Origin of the sequence: Enterococcus sp. BSD2780061688st2 D3 (assembly GCF_005844145.1) — a bacterium.
In the GTDB taxonomy this organism is placed as follows: domain Bacteria; phylum Bacillota; class Bacilli; order Lactobacillales; family Enterococcaceae; genus Enterococcus_B; species Enterococcus_B durans.
Window position 1 is genome coordinate 13,932 of the sequence record NZ_SPHN01000003.1, and the last position, 17,645, is coordinate 31,576.

The following is a 17,645-nucleotide window of genomic DNA, read 5'->3' on the forward strand; positions in this document are numbered from 1 at the left end:
ACCTATTTTACCATTCGTTTATTACACTTGGTAAAGCAAATATTTCATCAAGTTTCTTTAAAAATGGTACCAGTGCACTGAAATCCACTGCACGATGATCAAATACTAAAGTCATAGGAAGAACTTTTCTAATACCGATTTGTTTATTTCCATTTTTATCACTATAGACTCCTGCGCTTTCCTGAATAGCACCAATACCTACAACAAAAACTTCTGGAGGTATGATCTCAAGTAATGAAAAATGACCTTTCTGTTCTTTGTAAAGGGATCCAATGTTTGATACTGTCACGGTCCCTCCTTTTATATCTTCTATTGTCAAGCCGTCATTGTTACTTGAATCTGGTGTTCCTGTTGCGAGCATCCCCACCAATTCTTTTAAATCAGTCTTTTCAACTTTTTCTCCAAGACGTGCTATACTTTCAGCAATTTCAGTTAGTGATAACTCATTCACTCTATGGATTGCTAATGGAAACATTGTTCCGTTAGGCATTTGCCATGGAATTGAAATATGAATATCTTTATTATATTGAATTTGACCTTCTTTCGTTTCATCGTCGTATTCCAAATGTGCATTCAAAGCTGGAGCTGCAAGTAACCCCTCTGTAATAACTTTAAGCATAATCGTATTAATTGTAATTTTATCTTTCTTTGCTACTTTACGGTACTCCGTATAAAAATCTGTAATATCAGGTTGGTAAACATAAGATACATGCGGTACTTCTTTCCAAGATTTAGATGTCATGTGAGCAACCATCTTTCTCTGTGAATCAAAAACTTCATGATGGTCTGTTGTGTCTGAATTTATCATTTTATAAAATCCTCCTTTTTTTATTTTAACAGCACCCTACTTTAGAAATACTTACTTTGCATTTTCTGGTAGAGTTAAATAAACTTGTTGTACATGCCTAATTAAACGTGTATCTTCAATATGATCGTAGAGCCGAGAGTTTATACCAATGTTGAGTAATCAATGAAATGCCTATATATAATAAGAATGTGTCATTTAGCCCTTTAATGAAATGATCTGCTACCATATGAAGCACAATCATAACTAACCATATGACAACTGTTTTCCAAGTACCTTGACTATATAAAAGCCCATCTGCTTTCCATACTCTGCTTGTATAGGCTCTTAAAAATGCAAGCCCCACAGCCAGAAAAAGAAGCACAGAAACCAATCCCAGTGTTGAGAACGGAGTAAAGATAAAATCACCAGATAAGACACCGTTATAGAAAGTATAAAGTCCTATAAAAAAAAGCACATATTTTCCTTTACTATTGAGATCAACTTCTTTTGGCCGCAACTGATTGATAATAACCCAAATCACAATAAGTAAATAAATAAGATTAGTTCCACTCATACTTTTTACATCTCCATTTTTTGTTTAAGTTATTCTAAAACGAAAATAATTTTATCTTCGTCTATAATGAGTTTCTTGTGTTGACACCTTATTCGAAGTATCATTATTTGAGGATATATGCTATCCTAGTTCAATAAGAATCTTTAGACATTTTATATCCTCGGATAATTTATGTCAACGAAAAGGAGAGAGTACACTTGAAATTAAGTAAATCCTTTATCCAATCAATAGGTATACTGGTTATGCTGGCAGAATTACCAGAAGGTGTCACGCTGAAGTCGCATGAAATTAGCAAAAGAATGGACGTCTCACACACCTATCTAATTAAAATAGCAAAAAAATTAAAAGACCAAGGCATCATTTTATCTATTTCTTCAAAGAATGGTGGTTATTCTCTGAACCGTCCTATTGAAGAAATCAGTTTCTGGGATATTTATGAAGCTGTTGAACCTCAAAAAATTTTTTTAGACGGAGTAAATTTTGAACATATCTATTCCATGTTTTTATCTAAAGATATAATCATGGAACAAGGGCAAGTTTTCAGATCGATTGTGTCTGAAGCAGAACTAGGGTTTAAGGAAATTCTCGCTCACCATTTTCTTTCTGAAGTTATGCCGAAGGACAAGAATGGAAATTTTCTTAAGATTGACTGGACAAAAATAAATGACGAAAATTAAGTTAGCTACTATACTCTATTGCAATAAAAAAAGGTCAGTAGCATTTAAGTTTCTGACCTTTTACTTTCGATTGGTTAATAGTGTCTTTCGCGGAATAAATCGGTGCATGCCGAATGAAGCGTAAATTAGTCGTTCAGAACGATCATAAGATTGGTTAACATATAATAGAATATTGACAGTACTAATTAGCCTTGAATCAATACTGTCAACTTTTGCATTGTGAATAGTGACTTCATAAGGTCCAATTGGATTAACTTGTTGGGCTATTGATTGAATATCGGTTATTTTAAACAAATTATTGATGTCGGATACAGTTGAATTTCGGTTCAGTGCTACTTTTTCTCGTTCTTGATCTCAAGCATGTAAAATAATGGTATGTTTTTGTCTGAAATGCTCTTTAGCGGTTAAAGTACCTAATCCAGATGGACAGCCTATAATTAAAATTTTTACCATATCTTTGATTTTCCTAGTTTAAGACAACAATTCTCTGACGAATGTAAAGGTGTTGTTCGACCATGTCGATAATTGCTTTTGCCATATCTTTGTAGCTGATATAGGAATTCAATAGAGTATTTAAATCCACATATTCCCCACCAATTTGATATTTACCAGTGTATTTACCATTTGGATCATAATTGAATGCAGGTGTAACATAAGTCCAAGCAATATCCGAAAATGAGCGGATGCGTTCTAAGTTGGCAATTAATGCTTCAGCCAGCGCTAAAATAGCTTTAGGATAATCCGACCAATCTCGTAACATCTTAGTATGTTCAGAATTGATATACATTGTACCCGTACCACCTATTTTGATATAACGGATGGAGGTGCCTTGAATTAAATGAGCAATGTGGACAGCTGTATCTGTATGAATAGCAAAAGTAACTGGTGTCCAAGCACTAATAGCATCGATTATGACATCATAGCCATCAATGTCATCAGCAGTCAAATCAACACTACTTTTGATTAACTCATGCTTAAAATGAATATCATCATGTTTTCGATGAGCAACAGCCAAAACTTTATGACCATTCTTTTCAGCCATTTTTACTAGTTCACGGCCGGATTTACCATAAGCACCAATAACAATAAATTTCATAATATTTACCTCTTTTTTTAAATTGAATTAATTACGCAATAAAACGGATAACAATAACCCCAACCAGCATGACGATTAAACCGACAACTTTAGTTAGATTTAAGTTATGTTTGGCAGAATGAAACATTCCCAGTTGGTCAATAATAGCGCTGAAAAGTAACTGACCAAACAAAGCAATTACAATGACTTGTCCGGTGCCAATGATCGGTACAAGCCAAGCACTTAATAAGACGTATAAACTACCACAAATACCACCGAGCAAAATCCACCATTCACCTTGATGAATACCTGATTTGATAGCATAAAGTCGGACTTTAATAGGAGTTCTTAAAGTCATCGTAATGAGTCCAAGTGTTATAGCACCAACTAGAAATGCGACAAATGTCGCCTTGATTGGTGAATGTAAAATTGTTCCTAGTCGGCCATTAATAGCCGTTTGAAAACCAATTACTAAGCCGGCAAATACACCTAATAATTGCCAAAATATTTGGTTATTTTTTTGTTTGACATTAGCCCTCATTCCACTTTTATTACTCAACACAACTACTGCTAGCATGCCTAGTAGTACTAGAATCAAACCTAATAATTTTACTGGTGTTATTTGGGAAATAGGTGAATAGAACAACCCAAACTGATCAACTAAAATTCCAGCAAGCATTTGACCAAAAATTGGAAGAACTGCTGTTTGAACACTCCCGAGTCTGGGAAAGAGTAATATATTGACTGTCAAACCAAAAGCACCTGTAAAGCCAACAATCCATAACCACCATGGGTTATGAGTAAAAGTAGTCAATGGAATAAAAATTGATGTTTTAGTGAGCATCAATAAAATCAATAAAAATAAAGCGCCTATGAAAAAAGAAATTGCAGAAGCCATAAAGGGCGTTTTAGTATATTTTCCTAGGCGTGAGTTAACGGCTGTTTGAGACGCTACTGTGAATCCCATCAATATGGGGATAATAGATAATAACATTTTCATTTCCTCCTCAATGAATAACTGTAATTCATATCTTAACGGGTTTAGAAGTTGTTCGGAAGTGAGAAAAGTAGTATAGTGGCGTTAACTTAAAGTTAACTCAAATTTTGTGGGAGGAGTTAAAAATGATTTCACAAGAATACTTAACATTTTTACAGGTCGTTCAGAGTGGAAGTTTCGCAAAAGCTGCTCAAAAATTATTTATTTCCCCTGTTTCGGTAATGAAACAGATGAATAATTTAGAAGAGAAACTTAATCTCAAATTGTTTATTAGAACTAATCGTGGTATTAAATTGACCAAAACTGGTAGATTTCTATATGAAAAAACTTACAAAATTAATGAGATAACAAATTCCGTCATCAATGAGGCTAAGGCCATTAGCGAGCAGGAAAAAATTATCATTGATCTGGGTGCTTCCTTTATGCGTCCTGCAGATCCATTAGTTAATATTTGGCGACAGGTCAACGATAAACTTAGAGAATATAAATTACGTATTGTTCCTTTTAATGACCAAGATGTAACGATTAAAAGTCCATCACCAGATATTGGTACTAAAATTGATTGTATTGTTGGACCATGTGATGCTAGTCAATGGTCCAAGTATTACGGTATTTATGTTTTGGGATATGAACGTTTTAAGATTGCAGTACCGTTAAAAAGCAAGCTAGCAAAAAAAGATAAGCTAACTTTATCTGATTTAGATGGCGAAACACTTGTCATGCCACCGTTAGACTCTAGTGTTGTTGAGCGAATGAGCCAAGAAATGAGGGTGAGTCATCCAGCCATCAATATTATTAATACGAAAAATTATTATTCACCAAATACTTTTAATGACTATGCGGATAATTTTGTTTTAACACGTGAATCTTTTGAAAATTTAGCTCCTACTCATCGAGTTATAGAAGTGGATTGGGAATACAAATCGCCTTATGGTATTATTTTTGAAAAAAATCCTTCCGAGAAGATGAATAATTTTGTTGGCTTATTAAAGCAAATATTACCTAAAACAGTATAATTGTGATGATAAAGATTTATAAAATATTGTACTATCCGATATGATCAAAAAAGGCCTTGGTTTTTAGAAGAACTATGACGAATACACCCAGAGTTGGGAATCAACTCTGGGTGTATTCGTATATGAACCATTTCAAGACTAATTCTTTTAGCTTTATCATGTATAGCACTACTTCTAATATCTCTATAAAAGTTTAATGCAGTTTTTTCCTGTTTTCTATCCCTCCAAATATTTGTTTCATTAAATTCATTTAAAGCCTTAAATAACTCTTTTTCCCAAACACTTGTATTATATATACTGTTAACTCAGCTTTTTCTATCAAGGTATACTCTATTGGTCTTTTAATTTAATGATTAAACATTGTTTATATTGCTTTGTTAATCTTCTTTTCAATAAGGTATAATATATCTAGCAATTAAGATTTTTAGAAACATTCAAAACAATATGGTGAAGAAAGAAGGTAATACAATGAAAAATGTTAATGAAGTATTTCAATTGAGCAAAGATTTATCGATCGAGATCAAAAAAGCTTTCGGAAATTTAGGGTTCAAAGATGACAATGATTTTCAAAATATCGATACAAGCACATTGTCGTCTGATGAAATGCTGCGCTATGACGAACTAAGAAAAGCATTTAGTAATCTTGAAAGTTTTAATCACATTTTAGAATATTTGACTTCACCGATCGAGTTTGAAGGAACTATCCCTGAAAGTGGAAATGGACGATTTGTTCTAAACAACGGCTTTGAATTCACCAGTGGCAATAGAATTGAAGCACTTATTTATAATGATTTTCTCGATCAGATGAGTTGGGTTAAAACGTCGGTTGAAAGCAATGAAAACGGTTACTATCTTGTAGGATACAGACATATTTCTCTGGAAGGGCTGAAGGTACGGCTAAGAAAATGATACTTATAACAAAGGTAGCAATACATACACAAAAATCCCAACAAGGTATATCCTGTTGGGATTTTTGTATGTTTAATTTCTGATCTAATGTTTCATTATTTATTTTTTTCATAAAGCACATATTTTAACGTATTTCCTTCACGATCCTGGACATGAACGGCAATGGGGTGATAGTTCCAATGCAGCCAAGGTGATCCAAACTTGTTTACATCCTCATTCAGCTTGATACCAGCTACAATATAATCAGTTTTCTTTTCTTCTACATATTTATTTTGTTGATCCATGCTTTCTTGGTAAACACTGTAAGGAATATTTATATTCATAAAATACTTGACATTTGGCACAATATTTGGGATCACTGAGAATCCATAATCAACAAATTGATAATTTAACAGAGTTACATCTTTCTTGTTTTTTAAATACTGAGCAAATTCTAGCTGTGCTGGTACTTTAGCATTTGGATTTGTATTTTCCGAATTTTTTATTTGAACGCCTGGACGATCAGTAAAGAAACGCATGTCTTTAAAGGTATCATTAATGTTTGCCATTAATAGAATACCTACGATAATAATGGCTGCTAGTGATATTTCGTTTAAACTTTTATTGTACAAGCGGTATCGAAGCACTACGTTCTTAATCAATACACAAAAACTTAAGTAACTGATCAAAAGTATAATTATATCTAACAAAATATAATAGTTTAGTGGTATTCCTCCGTAGAAAATGAAAAAATTAGTACAAAAGAACAGCAGTAACCAGAGTAGCCTATAAAAGATTCGTTTAAAAATTGATTTTGTAAATAAAAGATAAATAGTTCCTATTAATAGAACAGCCAACATGATTTTATTGGGCCACGTCAATGTAATAAAAATTTTTAGAGTATTAATAAATCGGCTTATTATATTAAAGTTATTTCCTTGATCAACAAGTTGAGGATATAAGATCATATTAAATTTGAAATAAACAAAATACATTTCTTGTACAGCGTGATTGATTACAAAATAAATAATGACAGGTACACTGACGAATATAAATCCCATCAAACTACAGATCAAAGCCTTAAAGAATTGCTGAAAATCTTTTTTTATTAAATAAAATATACCAAAAAAAAGAAAAAAAGCAATCCAAGGACTTATTAAATTTTTGCTGTTTTTAGTAATTAGATCAATACATGTTAAGTTTATGGAAGATAAACGTTATTTCCAAAATAAGCCTGATTACGCCTAACTTTTTATTAGCCATTGCTCTCATCACTTTTCATCTCTTTAAAAGCCTCAGATAGAGCTAGCAACATAGCTGAAAAAGCAAACGTTGCTAACAAACTAAATATAATGGTTTTGAAGCCTTTAAAATTATGATGGACGTAAATTGAAGTTAAGTTCCACACAATAAAAGGTGTGAGCCAATAAATCACCCATGAAATACTCGTTCGTAAATTAAGTTTTAAAACACCAAGAATTAACAAGGCGTACCCCCCATAATAAAGAATAATTAACCAATCGAAAGAAGTATGAAAGAGCACCGATAATATCCAGTAAAACACAGCTGATAAAACGAGTGTAAATAATACACGACCAACGACATTTAGTTTCTTATACCACTTTGTAAAAGTATTCAATTTGTCATTCTCCTTTATATTGTAGTTACGCTTAGATAGCTTAATTTTTCTTTGCAATACGCATAAGAGTATAGTACAAAAATATGTAAACATAAGATGCGGTATCCAAATGTTCGATTTACTTCCCCTCAAAATAAAAACGTTTGCAAAATAAATTAATAGATTATAACTACCACTAAAACGAATTATGGGTAGCATTAAAAATCTAATAATATCCTACTATAATTTTTCTAAATCTATTTATGCCTGATAATTTTTACAAACTAAAATTACTAAAATACATCAACAGTAATCCAAACACTAAAAATACACTACATCTTAATAAAACAAAAATTGGTCAAAAAAACTGTTAACCAATCAGAATCAATTTTACCTTTAATTTTTAACAGCACTGATACTATAGTTATTACCACTGAAATAGCTATGAATAAGGATATTATAGTAAAAATACTGTCATCAACATAACCTACCTTTCTATTTTTACTAAAACAGCACACTATTCTTTACAAAGTTCTCTTTAATACTGTTATTGGTTAATGATATTAACGTAATTATAACATCATTACACTTCTAGTAATATTTTTCTTTGTATGGATAACTAAAATTTTCCGCTAGCCCCTCCATCTTGAGCCCTCGTTGGACAGACGAACAAGGTCGATGGAAATTTCTATACCGGATTTTGGTTTAAAAACACCCTGGATGAAACACCAGTATAATGTCTGCTTCATAACGTTGATTCACAAATTACTGTTTTTTAGTTTTCTTTGGCTAATTCGTCCCAAAAATTCTTGATAATTTTTAGGCGAATTAGTTCTTCTGACACGATGCCAAGCCACGGAAATTTCCAATGAGTTGCTCCAGCGAAAAAAGTGCGTTGAGTCCAATACCGAAAACCAACTACCGCGAACTCACAAAAAGCTAAGAACTAAGGTATTTAGACTATTTCCTCAGCGCCTAGCTTTTTGACTATTCTGACTTACTACCAATATCATCTGATCAACTTAAGGCTAACATCCGTTCAAGGGCCTTTAAAGCTGATTTTGTGGTTCTTTCATCGACTGTGATCTGGTTGACGACTTCACCTTGCACCAATTGTTCCAAAGACCAAGCTAAATGAGGCAAACGGATGCGATTCATCGTCAAGCAGGCACAGGAACGAGGATTCAAAAAACTGATTTTTTTATCGGTAAAGGTGTCCTTCATTCGACCGACAAGATTATTATCAGTTCCAATCGCCCAATGACTACCCGCCGGAGCCGCCGCCACCACCTGTAAGATTTTATTGGTGGAGCCATACTCGTCGGCCAACGCCACTACTTCCTGAGGACATTCAGGGTGGACGATTATGTTAATCTCAGGGTCAGCTTGCTTCAAGGCTTTGATCTGACCTGAGGTAAATTGTTGGTGCACCGAACACCAACCATCCCAGAGAATCACTCTTGGATCAGATCCAGCGGAGGCAATTAGTTCATTTTTACGGGGATTCCACAGGGCCATGTCTGATAAAGGAATGCCCATCCCAAAAGCTGTATTGCGGCCTAAATGTTGATCCGGTAAAAAAAAGATTCGCTTCTTCTGCTTGAATGCCCATTTCAACACCTGGGTCGCATTACTGGAAGTTACGGTAACTCCCCCGTGTTCCCCAACAAAAGCTTTCACGGCAGCAGTCGAATTAATATAGGTAATCGGTAAAATTTCAGCAGAATATTTCTCCTGTAGCTGCTCCCAAGCGGCCTGTAGTTGATAACGATCCGCCATATCTGCCATCGTGCAACCCGCAGTCAAATCTGGCAAGATTACTTGCTGATTGGCTTCTGTCAACATATCAGCTGTTTCCGCCATAAAATGGACGCCACAAAAAACGATATATTCCGCCGTTTTATTTTTGGCGGCAAGCTGAGCCAATTGTAAAGAATCCCCTACCTCATCGGCCAAGGCCACAATCTCATCTTTTTGATAGTGATGAGCCAAGATTAATAGCCGTGAACCGAATTGTTTTTTGGCTGCCAGAATTTTTTCTGTTAGCTGACTTGCTGAAGCATCAAAATAATCCTGCGTGATGCGTTGCCCTTGAAATTCTGTCAAAATGCTCATCCTTTTACTCCTTCCTTACTATTAAAACTGATATCTAAAGCTGTTACTGAGTGGGTCAGAAAGCCTAGAGAAATGCAATCTGCCCCCGTTCCTTGGTAGTTCGCGATATTTTCTAATGTAATCCCACCAGAAATTTCAGTGGTGATACCGGCGGGGACCAGCTGCTGAAATTCCTTGACTTCAGTGGGCGTGCGGTTATCGAACATAATCACATCCACCTGAGCCTCAATCGCCGCCTGCAATTCTTCTTTTGTTTCCACTTCCACTTCGATTTTTACCATGTGGCCTAATTGTTGGCGGGCTTTTTTAACGGCAGTTGGTATCCCACCGGCAAAGGAGATATGATTATCCTTTAACATCACCCCATCGTCTAAACCAAAACGATGATTAAACCCACCACCTTGTGTCACCGCGTACTTGTCAAACAATCGTAGCCCTGGCGCCGTCTTGCGGGTATCGCAGATTTTGATACTTGGGTCAGCGAGACGCTCACAAGCAATCCTAGTCGCGGTGGCAATTCCTCCCATTCGCTGCCATAGATTCAAGATTGTCCGTTCGCCAGTTAACAGTGTGCGAATCGGTCCGGTGACTTTTGCCAAAATAGTTCCTGCCGATTGATAACTTCCTTCTGCCACTAGCGGCGTAAATTCCACCTGTCCTCCTAATAATTCATAGACTAACGGGGCAATGAATAAACCACAAACCACTCCATCAGCTTTTAGAAGAAAGGTTCCTTCCCCTTGAGCTTCGACGGGAAAGATTGTTTCACTGGAAAGATCACCAAAACCGAGATCTTCATTGAGAAATAAGTGTAATGCGTCTTTTACTGCAATCTGATTCATCTTAATTTTTCCTCCAGGCATGGGCCCCTAAATTTTCTTTGCGTGCCAAGGCTGCTTGAGCAATTGCTTCAGCCACTAAGCACAAATTTGCTGTCTCTAATTCATTTAAACTATAGTGGGCTGGTAAAGATTGAAAATCAAACTGGGCCAGCCAAGTTAAAAATTCCTCGATTTCTGTTGGACTTCGTTGGATTCCCAGCGCTGCCCAAGCCCGAGTTTGCAATACTGCTTTATCCGGTAAAGTAAATTTATCGGCTAGCTTTTGAGAAATAGGTGTTGTCGCTTTTGTTTCGTCGGGTAAAGCCGCAATCTCTTGGGCTACTTGGTGACTAAAGACAACGCACTCCAATAAGGAATTACTGGCTAAGCGATTCGCGCCATGAACTCCGGTACAAGCGGCCTCTCCGACTGCATACAATCCTGGCAAGCTAGTAGCACCAGTTTGATCCGTAGCAATTCCCCCCATCATAAAATGTGCCCCTGGTCGAACCGGAATCAAATTGTTTTGCCGAAATGGAATTTGATGGCGATCGATTAATTGGGTAATCTGGGGGAAATGTGTTTCAAAATCTTGTACTTCCCTCAGATCCAAGAAAATTTGATGACCGGCTTGATATTCTGCGGTCAATGCCCGTGCCACGATGTCGCGTGGAGCTAGGTCTTGCATTGGATGGACCTCCTTCATCACTAGACGACCATGCTCATCAACTAAGTGAGCCCCCGCTCCCCGAACAGCTTCGGAAATCAAGCCGTAACATTTTCCATCCTGGGTTAACAATGTCGGATGAAATTGGACAAATTCCATATCCGCTAAGCTTACTCCCGCTCGGATAGCTAAAGCCGCTCCATCGCCGGTGATGGTTTCGTCATTAGTGGTCAAAGGATACAACCCGCCGATGCCACCAGTTGCTAAAATGACAGCATCCCCGTAAAGTTGTGTAGGTTCTCGAGTTTCACTCAGATATTCCACCCCGATACAGCGTCCCTCTCCTAAGAGCAAACGAGTCACCGGCTGATTTTCTTTGATTTCCACTTGCGCCAAATGTTCATGGGCAAAGCGTGTCAGATATTTACCAGTCTGATCTCCATGACAATGTAAAATTCGAGGAAAACTATGAGCTCCTTCCAAACCAAATTGCCAATTTCCTTGCTCATCTTGATCAAAAGCCATTCCTTGTTGAATCATCTTCTCGATCGCTGTGACCCCATTTTTGACTAATAGGCTCGTTGCCGCCGGATCATTATGAAAAACACCGGCTTTGAGAGTATCTTGATAGTGGGCCCGCCAATTATCATCTGGTGACATAGCAACAGCAATTCCCCCTTGTGCTAGCATCGAATTGCAATCGGTCAATTTTTTTTTGGTAAACAATGTCACTTTACATTGCTCCTGTAAGCTAGTGGCAGTCAAACTACCGGCTAGGCCTCCACCAACAATAATTACTGTTTTTGTTTTCATCTTAAATCGATCCCCAATATGTTTGTGTCTTGACAATAATATGCACCTATTCTACCATACATGTCAAGACAGTTTAGAAAGGAGTTTCTATGAACTATTTTGATTATGCGGCAACTACACCAATGTCAGCGATTGCATTAAAAGTTTACCTTGAAACAGCGGAAAAATATTATGGGAATCCCTCCAGCAACCACCCCATTGGACAGGCTGCTCAACAATTATTGAGCCATTGCCGGCAAGTCTTTGGCGAACTGGTTGAGAAACCAACCGAAAGTTTGATTTTCACCAGTGGCGGAACCGAAAGTAATCAATTGGCTTTAGCTTTGAGTTTAAAACTACTTCCAAAAGAAAGACGGGAAGTGTTGGTCAGCCCGATTGAACATCCCTCATTGCTTTATGCTTTGGCCGCTGATCCAACGATTCGGGTAACAAAACTGCCCCTTGATCAGCAAGGAAAAATTTCACCGGCTGTTTTCGCTGAAGCACTAACAGATCAGACGGGACTGGTGGTTATCCAACAACTCAATTCGGTGACTGGAATCCAACAACCGATTGATGCCTTGGCCAAGATAGCTCGCCAACGCAAAATCCTGTTTCACTGCGATTGTGTCCAGAGTTTTGGTAAACAGCCTTTACCAAAAGGTATCAGCTCTTTTAGTGCCGCCAGTCATAAGCTCGCTGGTCCCAAAGGCTGTGGCTTACTGTATCTTGATTCAACAGTCGCTTTTCGCCCCCTCAGTCCTGGAACGACGCAGGAACACGGTTTTCGTGGTGGGACACAAGATTTGCCGGCCATTGCGGCTTTTACTCAGGCGGCTAGTGAAGCCTTTAAGGAAATGTTGCAAAATCTGACTTATTTTCGGAGGCTTCAACAGGCTTTGATCAATGATTTGCCTGATTGGGAGTTCGTTGCGGGGGATTTTCCAGGAATCCTCGGATTATTTTCCCCCTCCCTTGGCGCCAGCGATCTTGTGACGGCGATGGCGGAAAGAGATTTCGCCTTATCGACGACTGCGGCTTGCAACAGTCGTGAGTTAGTCGATCCCAGCTTAGCCGCATTAGGACTGGACAAAAATCAAGCAGATCACTTTTTTCGAGTCTCATTCAGTTCAGCGACGACCCTTGAGCAAGTCCACCAGTTGGCACAAACGTTAAGGGAAATCACTGATCATGCCTCCTAACAAAATTTATAATGTATGAACTAGATCATAAAAACTTCCTGATGATGGCTGTATGCTAAACCAACTTTGATCAGTCGACCACAGCATATTAGGTCTGAAGACAACAATAAAAAAAGCTTAAAAGACTAGTCAAACGGTCTTTGGAAAATTCCTTTTCCTTGCTCGTTGACTAGTCTTTTAAGCTTAACTCGATAGTGTCTCACATCATATTATCGATAAAATGCAACAGACGATCTTTTACATCTTCCGTTGATCCTTTTAGTGAATCACCATAAACTGAAATTTTCTTTTTTCCAGATTTGATCTTTTTTAATATCCCCATCAAAGAGTCCAAGTCGTTATCCGATAAATGATCGACGATATCTAATAATTTTTCATTGCCATCAAATTTATCGTTCACGAATTTTTTTACTTTTGATCGAGTCGTTAGATGATGAATCTTTTCAATCACTTTACCTGAAACAATAACAGTAGTTGCCACACTAGCAGCAGCTGCGACAGTTAATCCGATCGTTACTTTTGTTGATGTTTTCATAATTATCAGCTCCTTTTATCTAACTTAATCATAGCATAGACAAAAGAATAAACGTACTATTTAACCCCGTTGCCTGAGTAAAAAAAACAAAGAAATTTAGACTAAAATCATTTTCTGTCTCTCATCTACTAGGCAAGTACTGGATATTGGTCAAAACTTCTGGTAAGTTTTCTTCCAACTCCGCCAGCTTGTTCCAGATCAATGTCATCGTTTCGAAAAATTCATGGGAAGACTTGTCCGAATTCAAACTACCCAAAGCATTTAACCACAATAGTTCTAATAAGTAAGGTTCTTTGATTCCGGTTTGTTCTTGTATGTACTCAAAAAATGCACGTTTGAATAAGGAAGCCATATCTAATTCAGATTTGATCACCACACCCTTGATACTTTCATGGATCGAAAAGAATTCTTTTAATAAATGAACAATACTAAAAAAATCATCTACGACATACTCCGTCAAGTAACGATCGAAACAAATCGTGATCTCCTCAAGTATTTTTTCTTTTAGTATACGTATCGATTTAAAATGCGCATAGATTGGATAAGTAGAGCAACCACAAAAAGAAGCTAAGCTTCTCGCTGTTATCATCGATATCCCGTTTTCTTCAGCATACACCATACTTTTAAAGAGTAAATACTCTTTACTAAAATTTGTTACTCTTCCCACGGACTCATCCGTCCTTTCATTTGGATTTTATTGACTGATCCTATTCTTGTGTATTCGTTTCCTCATCGATAAAAATAACAAACATAACAGAAATTTGTGCAAGCTTTCCCACAAGGTATAACTGAACACTGATTTGTTCATGACCCATCATACACATTGCTGTTAAAACATAACACTTAAGGCTGAATATCAACATAAAAATAAATTTTTTATTTTATACCATCCGTTATAGCTTGACAAATCAAGCAAAGAAATAAACAATAGGATAAATGAATCAATGATGCTTTTTAAATAACGATTATAAAAATAATATTCTAGTATAATGTGAGAATAACATACATTGAAAACACTTTCCACTCACATTTTTTGTCTCGTTCTGGACAACAATAAGATTAAAAAGGAGGACTTCATGTTAATCGATGCTAGAAAAAAAGAATTACTTGTTCTCTATACGATCATTCAAAAAGAGACATGTACGCTACAAGAATTAGCGGCTACTTTGTCGATTCCCAAAAGAACCATCAAAGAAATCATACGAAAGCTGAATGGAACGATTTTCCAATATTTAAAAATCGCCAACTTTATCCAGTCTACAGCGAAAGGAACGATCCAAACGATCGAGCCAAGTTTAAATGATAAAATGACTATTTTCTATAGGGTAAAGTTATTCTATCTTCAAGAATCAAATCGATTCAAATTCTTATTATTGCTTTTTAATTATCCGGACACTCATGTCCCTAAAAAAGTCTTACTCGAGCAGCTATATATTTCACCTTCTTATCTTGAGAAACTAAAGAGGCAATTGAATAAAGTATTAGGTCGTTTCCAATTACAACTTGTTTCACGCCAAAATTGCTATATGATCACAGGAAATGAACTTTTTTTAAGAGTCTTTATGTATCATTTTTTCTCAGAATCTTTCCAAGGTATTCAATGGCCTCTAAAAAGTCTGAGATATTCTTCGGTAAAAAAAGAGAAGTTGCTGTCACATGAACTATTAACAAAAACAGCGATCAAACAATATGAAAACAGATTCTTGCTGATGGCCATTTTTATGATTCGATCGAAGCTGCAACATCTGGACGATCCTACAATGCTATCCACCTATGAAATAATGAGGATCATCTATCAAACAAAAGATTTTTCTGGAGAGTTCAAACAGCACTTTTTTTCAATCTTTCCGCAAAATATCGCAATAAATGAAATCATCATATTTAATTTCCTGCTGTGCTACTTTTTTCCTAATCTAGTTTCGGATCAGCAAAAAACACTTTTTGGTTATGAATTATCTAAAAGCAACCATCCAATTTGCCGAAAAACTTCGCTCTTAGTAAAAAAACTTGCCGATTCCTTTCCTTTTATTCGTACACCAGAAAAAAAATATTATTACGGGTATTTCATCATCATGATGACGTCGTTCATTTTATTGCTAGAAAAGAACGTAGAAGATTTCCAGACACTTTTTTTTCCAAAAAAGTCGCCAAGTAAAGCAATTGAAGATAGCCAACTGGAGAAGATAAAAGCACTTATCGAATGTGTCTACTTACATTCCCCCCACAAAGAAATACTTACTGGAAAACTTAGTCAGTTGATTCATACACTTTTACACGCAGAAGAAAAAAAAGAACTCTTTATTCATTTTCAAATAAACAAACCATTGACCGGTAATTATTACATAAAAAGTCGATTGAAAAATCTCTTTAATGAGCAATTCCTACATATTACTGAAACTCCAGAAAAGGCAGATTTGATCATCACCGATGAATTTGAGATATTCCAGCAAAATGCTGAAATCTTTTATCTTGATCCACACGATGAGAATGAATCATGGTCCAAACTGATCAACTTGATCAAAAAAATGTATCTGAATTGACATTTTTTAACTACATACTAACTGGATTTATTTACGCATGGAGAAGTACTACATCCAATAGAGCAAGAACAGAGAATACAAAAAAAGCTGTCGATCATAAGAATTCGTAGTTCAAATTCTATGATCGACAGCCAATTTAACTGCTGATTTTGAATGAAAGAAAAGTAAAAAATGATTCTTTTTGTTCCTAATCTCTTCTGTTTCCACCAAAAATCAGGATCAAACGTAACAACTGTAAAAAAGTAGATAAAGCAGCTGCTACATAAGTCAATGCGGCTGCAAACAATACGTGTCTAGCCATCGGTACTTCATCTTCTGCCAAAAGACCGCCTTCACTTAAGATACGGATTGCTCGTCTTGATGCATTGAATTCCACCGGCAATGTGACTAATTGAAACAATAAAGCTAACGAAAAAGCAAATATTCCAATATTGATCAAGGTATCATTCCAGCTTAAAAGTACCCCTACCAAAATCAGTGGAAATGAGATCATTGAGCCAAAGTTCGCAACCGGAACTAATGCCGCTCTGATTTTCAGCGGTGCATAACCGACTGCGTCTTGGACAGCGTGTCCACATTCATGAGCTGCTACACCGATTGCTGCAACAGATGTCGACTGAGCAGTTGCCTGAGATAAACTCAACATCTTATTCCCAGAATTGTAGTTATCTGTTAAATTCCCTGCAATTTGTTGCACTCCAACATCATTGATCTGTTGACTTTGTAAAATGAATTGAGCTGCTTGCGTACCTGTCACATGATTTTTACTTTGTATTTGATCATATTTTCGAAACGTACTATTGACGTAAGCCGAAGCAATTCCTGATATGATCAGACCAGCTATGACTAATATAAATGTTGGATCAAAGAAACCATACATTCCATATCCATACATGTTGATTTCACTCCTTTTTACTTTACCTTATTTTACCATGAGTAATACGAAAAGAATGTGAAAATAACTTGAGCTTTTTATAGCTTTTTAACAAATTCTGATTTTAACTTCATCGGACCGAAGCCATCGACTTTACAGTCAATATTATGATCGCCTTCAACTAAACGAATATTTTTGACTTTCGTGCCTTGTTTGATTGCTCCTGTAGCGCCTTTGACTTTTAAATCTTTGATCACTGTGACGCTATCCCCTTCTGCCAAACGATTCCCGTTTGCATCAAGTACAACCAATCCTTCTTCTTGTTGATTCGTTTCTTCACTGCTCCATTCATTTGCACATTCTGGACAAATATAAAGCCCTCGATCTTCATAGGTATATTCAGATCCGCATTGCGGACAATTTGGTAATGTCATCTTCTTTCTCCTTTAAAAATAGCGTTAATCCAT

Annotated in this window: 19 protein-coding genes; 5 read left to right on the forward strand and 14 right to left on the reverse strand. The window is 36.4% G+C overall.

Translation table 11 applies throughout. From position 1 onward, the window contains the following. Nucleotides 1–7 precede the first annotated feature (7 nt). Together FGQ66_RS03495 and FGQ66_RS03500 are read right to left on the reverse strand one after the other, a co-directional pair. Nucleotides 8–808 carry a 2-oxo acid dehydrogenase subunit E2 gene (locus FGQ66_RS03495; protein WP_138301732.1) on the reverse strand — a complete coding sequence of 267 codons (801 nt, stop codon included), beginning with the start codon at nucleotides 806–808 and terminating at the stop codon, nucleotides 8–10. A gap of 115 nt (nucleotides 809–923) precedes the next feature. Then, nucleotides 924–1,361: a hypothetical protein gene (locus FGQ66_RS03500; protein ID WP_138301734.1), complete on the reverse strand. Its 438-nt coding sequence runs from the start codon at nucleotides 1,359–1,361 to the stop codon at nucleotides 924–926. 197 nt (nucleotides 1,362–1,558) lie between these two features. Here FGQ66_RS03500 and FGQ66_RS03505 point away from each other — a divergent pair, with 197 nt between their 5' ends. Further along, nucleotides 1,559–2,038 carry an RrF2 family transcriptional regulator gene (locus tag FGQ66_RS03505; protein WP_171024557.1) on the forward strand — a complete coding sequence of 160 codons (480 nt, stop codon included), beginning with the start codon at nucleotides 1,559–1,561 and terminating at the stop codon, nucleotides 2,036–2,038. A 466-nt stretch (nucleotides 2,039–2,504) separates the two neighbouring features. Here FGQ66_RS03505 and FGQ66_RS03510 read toward each other — a convergent pair whose 3' ends face one another. Together FGQ66_RS03510 and FGQ66_RS03515 are read right to left on the reverse strand one after the other, a co-directional pair. Then, complete coding sequence (locus FGQ66_RS03510; protein ID WP_113846180.1) at nucleotides 2,505–3,134, reverse strand: NAD(P)-dependent oxidoreductase; 630 nt, start codon at nucleotides 3,132–3,134, stop codon at nucleotides 2,505–2,507. 31 nt (nucleotides 3,135–3,165) lie between these two features. After that, a complete protein-coding gene (locus FGQ66_RS03515) occupies nucleotides 3,166–4,107 on the reverse strand; it encodes a DMT family transporter (protein WP_230315220.1) in 942 nt (313 codons plus the stop codon). Nucleotides 4,108–4,235: 128 nt separating this feature from the next. On the opposite strand from FGQ66_RS03515, the gene FGQ66_RS03520 reads away from it, so the two are divergent. Together FGQ66_RS03520 and FGQ66_RS03525 are read left to right on the forward strand one after the other, a co-directional pair. After that, the gene (locus FGQ66_RS03520) at nucleotides 4,236–5,126 is read left to right on the forward strand and encodes a LysR family transcriptional regulator (RefSeq protein ID WP_113846182.1); all 891 of its coding nucleotides are present in this window, start codon (nucleotides 4,236–4,238) and stop codon (nucleotides 5,124–5,126) included. Nucleotides 5,127–5,594: 468 nt separating this feature from the next. Then, the gene (locus FGQ66_RS03525) at nucleotides 5,595–6,035 is read left to right on the forward strand and encodes a DUF5348 domain-containing protein (RefSeq protein ID WP_138301736.1); all 441 of its coding nucleotides are present in this window, start codon (nucleotides 5,595–5,597) and stop codon (nucleotides 6,033–6,035) included. Between the two features lie 95 nt (nucleotides 6,036–6,130). On the opposite strand, the gene FGQ66_RS03530 is transcribed toward FGQ66_RS03525, so the two are convergent. From FGQ66_RS03530 to nadB, 5 genes are all read right to left on the reverse strand, one after another. Further along, the gene (locus tag FGQ66_RS03530) at nucleotides 6,131–6,583 is read right to left on the reverse strand and encodes a hypothetical protein (protein WP_113846184.1); all 453 of its coding nucleotides are present in this window, start codon (nucleotides 6,581–6,583) and stop codon (nucleotides 6,131–6,133) included. 686 nt (nucleotides 6,584–7,269) lie between these two features. After that, nucleotides 7,270–7,653: a hypothetical protein gene (locus FGQ66_RS03535; RefSeq protein WP_113846185.1), complete on the reverse strand. Its 384-nt coding sequence runs from the start codon at nucleotides 7,651–7,653 to the stop codon at nucleotides 7,270–7,272. A gap of 996 nt (nucleotides 7,654–8,649) precedes the next feature. Beyond that, nucleotides 8,650–9,747 carry a quinolinate synthase NadA gene (gene nadA, locus FGQ66_RS03540; protein WP_138301738.1) on the reverse strand — a complete coding sequence of 366 codons (1,098 nt, stop codon included), beginning with the start codon at nucleotides 9,745–9,747 and terminating at the stop codon, nucleotides 8,650–8,652. Then, nucleotides 9,744–10,589, reverse strand: coding sequence for a carboxylating nicotinate-nucleotide diphosphorylase (gene nadC / locus FGQ66_RS03545; protein ID WP_005876697.1), 846 nt, complete (start codon nucleotides 10,587–10,589; stop codon nucleotides 9,744–9,746). Before nadC ends, nadA begins: the two co-directional genes overlap by 4 nt. Before the next feature lies 1 nt (nucleotide 10,590). After that, on the reverse strand, nucleotides 10,591–12,048 hold the full coding sequence (nadB, locus tag FGQ66_RS03550) for an L-aspartate oxidase (RefSeq protein ID WP_113846188.1): 1,458 nt from the start codon (nucleotides 12,046–12,048) through the stop codon (nucleotides 10,591–10,593). An 89-nt stretch (nucleotides 12,049–12,137) separates the two neighbouring features. On the opposite strand from nadB, the gene FGQ66_RS03555 reads away from it, so the two are divergent. After that, nucleotides 12,138–13,229, forward strand: coding sequence for a cysteine desulfurase family protein (locus FGQ66_RS03555; RefSeq protein WP_113846189.1), 1,092 nt, complete (start codon nucleotides 12,138–12,140; stop codon nucleotides 13,227–13,229). Between the two features lie 199 nt (nucleotides 13,230–13,428). Here the strand turns inward: FGQ66_RS03555 and FGQ66_RS03560 are convergent, their stop codons facing one another. From FGQ66_RS03560 to FGQ66_RS15090, 3 genes are all read right to left on the reverse strand, one after another. Continuing rightward, on the reverse strand, nucleotides 13,429–13,764 hold the full coding sequence (locus FGQ66_RS03560) for a hypothetical protein (RefSeq protein WP_016177727.1): 336 nt from the start codon (nucleotides 13,762–13,764) through the stop codon (nucleotides 13,429–13,431). A 121-nt stretch (nucleotides 13,765–13,885) separates the two neighbouring features. Continuing rightward, nucleotides 13,886–14,431, reverse strand: coding sequence for a hypothetical protein (locus FGQ66_RS03565; RefSeq protein WP_081135554.1), 546 nt, complete (start codon nucleotides 14,429–14,431; stop codon nucleotides 13,886–13,888). 40 nt (nucleotides 14,432–14,471) lie between these two features. Then, entirely contained in the window at nucleotides 14,472–14,627 is a 156-nt protein-coding gene (locus FGQ66_RS15090; RefSeq protein ID WP_171024558.1) for a hypothetical protein, read from the reverse strand. A gap of 213 nt (nucleotides 14,628–14,840) precedes the next feature. On the opposite strand from FGQ66_RS15090, the gene FGQ66_RS03570 reads away from it, so the two are divergent. Then, complete coding sequence (locus FGQ66_RS03570) at nucleotides 14,841–16,304, forward strand: helix-turn-helix domain-containing protein (RefSeq protein ID WP_230315221.1); 1,464 nt, start codon at nucleotides 14,841–14,843, stop codon at nucleotides 16,302–16,304. Between the two features lie 187 nt (nucleotides 16,305–16,491). Here the strand turns inward: FGQ66_RS03570 and FGQ66_RS03580 are convergent, their stop codons facing one another. Together FGQ66_RS03580 and FGQ66_RS03585 are read right to left on the reverse strand one after the other, a co-directional pair. Then, nucleotides 16,492–17,199: a zinc metallopeptidase gene (locus tag FGQ66_RS03580; protein ID WP_005876685.1), complete on the reverse strand. Its 708-nt coding sequence runs from the start codon at nucleotides 17,197–17,199 to the stop codon at nucleotides 16,492–16,494. 77 nt (nucleotides 17,200–17,276) lie between these two features. Continuing rightward, nucleotides 17,277–17,612, reverse strand: coding sequence for a zinc ribbon domain-containing protein YjdM (locus FGQ66_RS03585; protein WP_113846191.1), 336 nt, complete (start codon nucleotides 17,610–17,612; stop codon nucleotides 17,277–17,279). Between the last annotated feature and the right edge of the window lie 33 nt (nucleotides 17,613–17,645).

Bases quoted from the DNA above. Each gene is read 5' to 3' on its own strand.
- FGQ66_RS03585 (WP_113846191.1), bottom strand. From the start codon at position 17,612: ATGACATTACCAAATTGTCCGCAATGCGGATCTGAATATACCTATGAA.
- FGQ66_RS03515 (WP_230315220.1), bottom strand. From the start codon at position 4,107: ATGTTATTATCTATTATCCCCATATTGATGGGATTCACAGTAGCGTCT.
- FGQ66_RS03560 (WP_016177727.1), bottom strand. From the start codon at position 13,764: ATGAAAACATCAACAAAAGTAACGATCGGATTAACTGTCGCAGCTGCT.
- nadB (WP_113846188.1), bottom strand. From the start codon at position 12,048: ATGAAAACAAAAACAGTAATTATTGTTGGTGGAGGCCTAGCCGGTAGT.
- FGQ66_RS03510 (WP_113846180.1), bottom strand. From the start codon at position 3,134: ATGAAATTTATTGTTATTGGTGCTTATGGTAAATCCGGCCGTGAACTA.
- FGQ66_RS03500 (WP_138301734.1), bottom strand. From the start codon at position 1,361: ATGAGTGGAACTAATCTTATTTATTTACTTATTGTGATTTGGGTTATT.
- nadC (WP_005876697.1), bottom strand. From the start codon at position 10,589: ATGAATCAGATTGCAGTAAAAGACGCATTACACTTATTTCTCAATGAA.
- FGQ66_RS03570 (WP_230315221.1), top strand. From the start codon at position 14,841: ATGTTAATCGATGCTAGAAAAAAAGAATTACTTGTTCTCTATACGATC.
- FGQ66_RS03530 (WP_113846184.1), bottom strand. From the start codon at position 6,583: ATGGCAAACATTAATGATACCTTTAAAGACATGCGTTTCTTTACTGAT.
- nadA (WP_138301738.1), bottom strand. From the start codon at position 9,747: ATGAGCATTTTGACAGAATTTCAAGGGCAACGCATCACGCAGGATTAT.
- FGQ66_RS03555 (WP_113846189.1), top strand. From the start codon at position 12,138: ATGAACTATTTTGATTATGCGGCAACTACACCAATGTCAGCGATTGCA.
- FGQ66_RS03520 (WP_113846182.1), top strand. From the start codon at position 4,236: ATGATTTCACAAGAATACTTAACATTTTTACAGGTCGTTCAGAGTGGA.
- FGQ66_RS03495 (WP_138301732.1), bottom strand. From the start codon at position 808: ATGATAAATTCAGACACAACAGACCATCATGAAGTTTTTGATTCACAG.
- FGQ66_RS03580 (WP_005876685.1), bottom strand. From the start codon at position 17,199: ATGTATGGATATGGAATGTATGGTTTCTTTGATCCAACATTTATATTA.
- FGQ66_RS03525 (WP_138301736.1), top strand. From the start codon at position 5,595: ATGAAAAATGTTAATGAAGTATTTCAATTGAGCAAAGATTTATCGATC.
- FGQ66_RS15090 (WP_171024558.1), bottom strand. From the start codon at position 14,627: ATGTTGATATTCAGCCTTAAGTGTTATGTTTTAACAGCAATGTGTATG.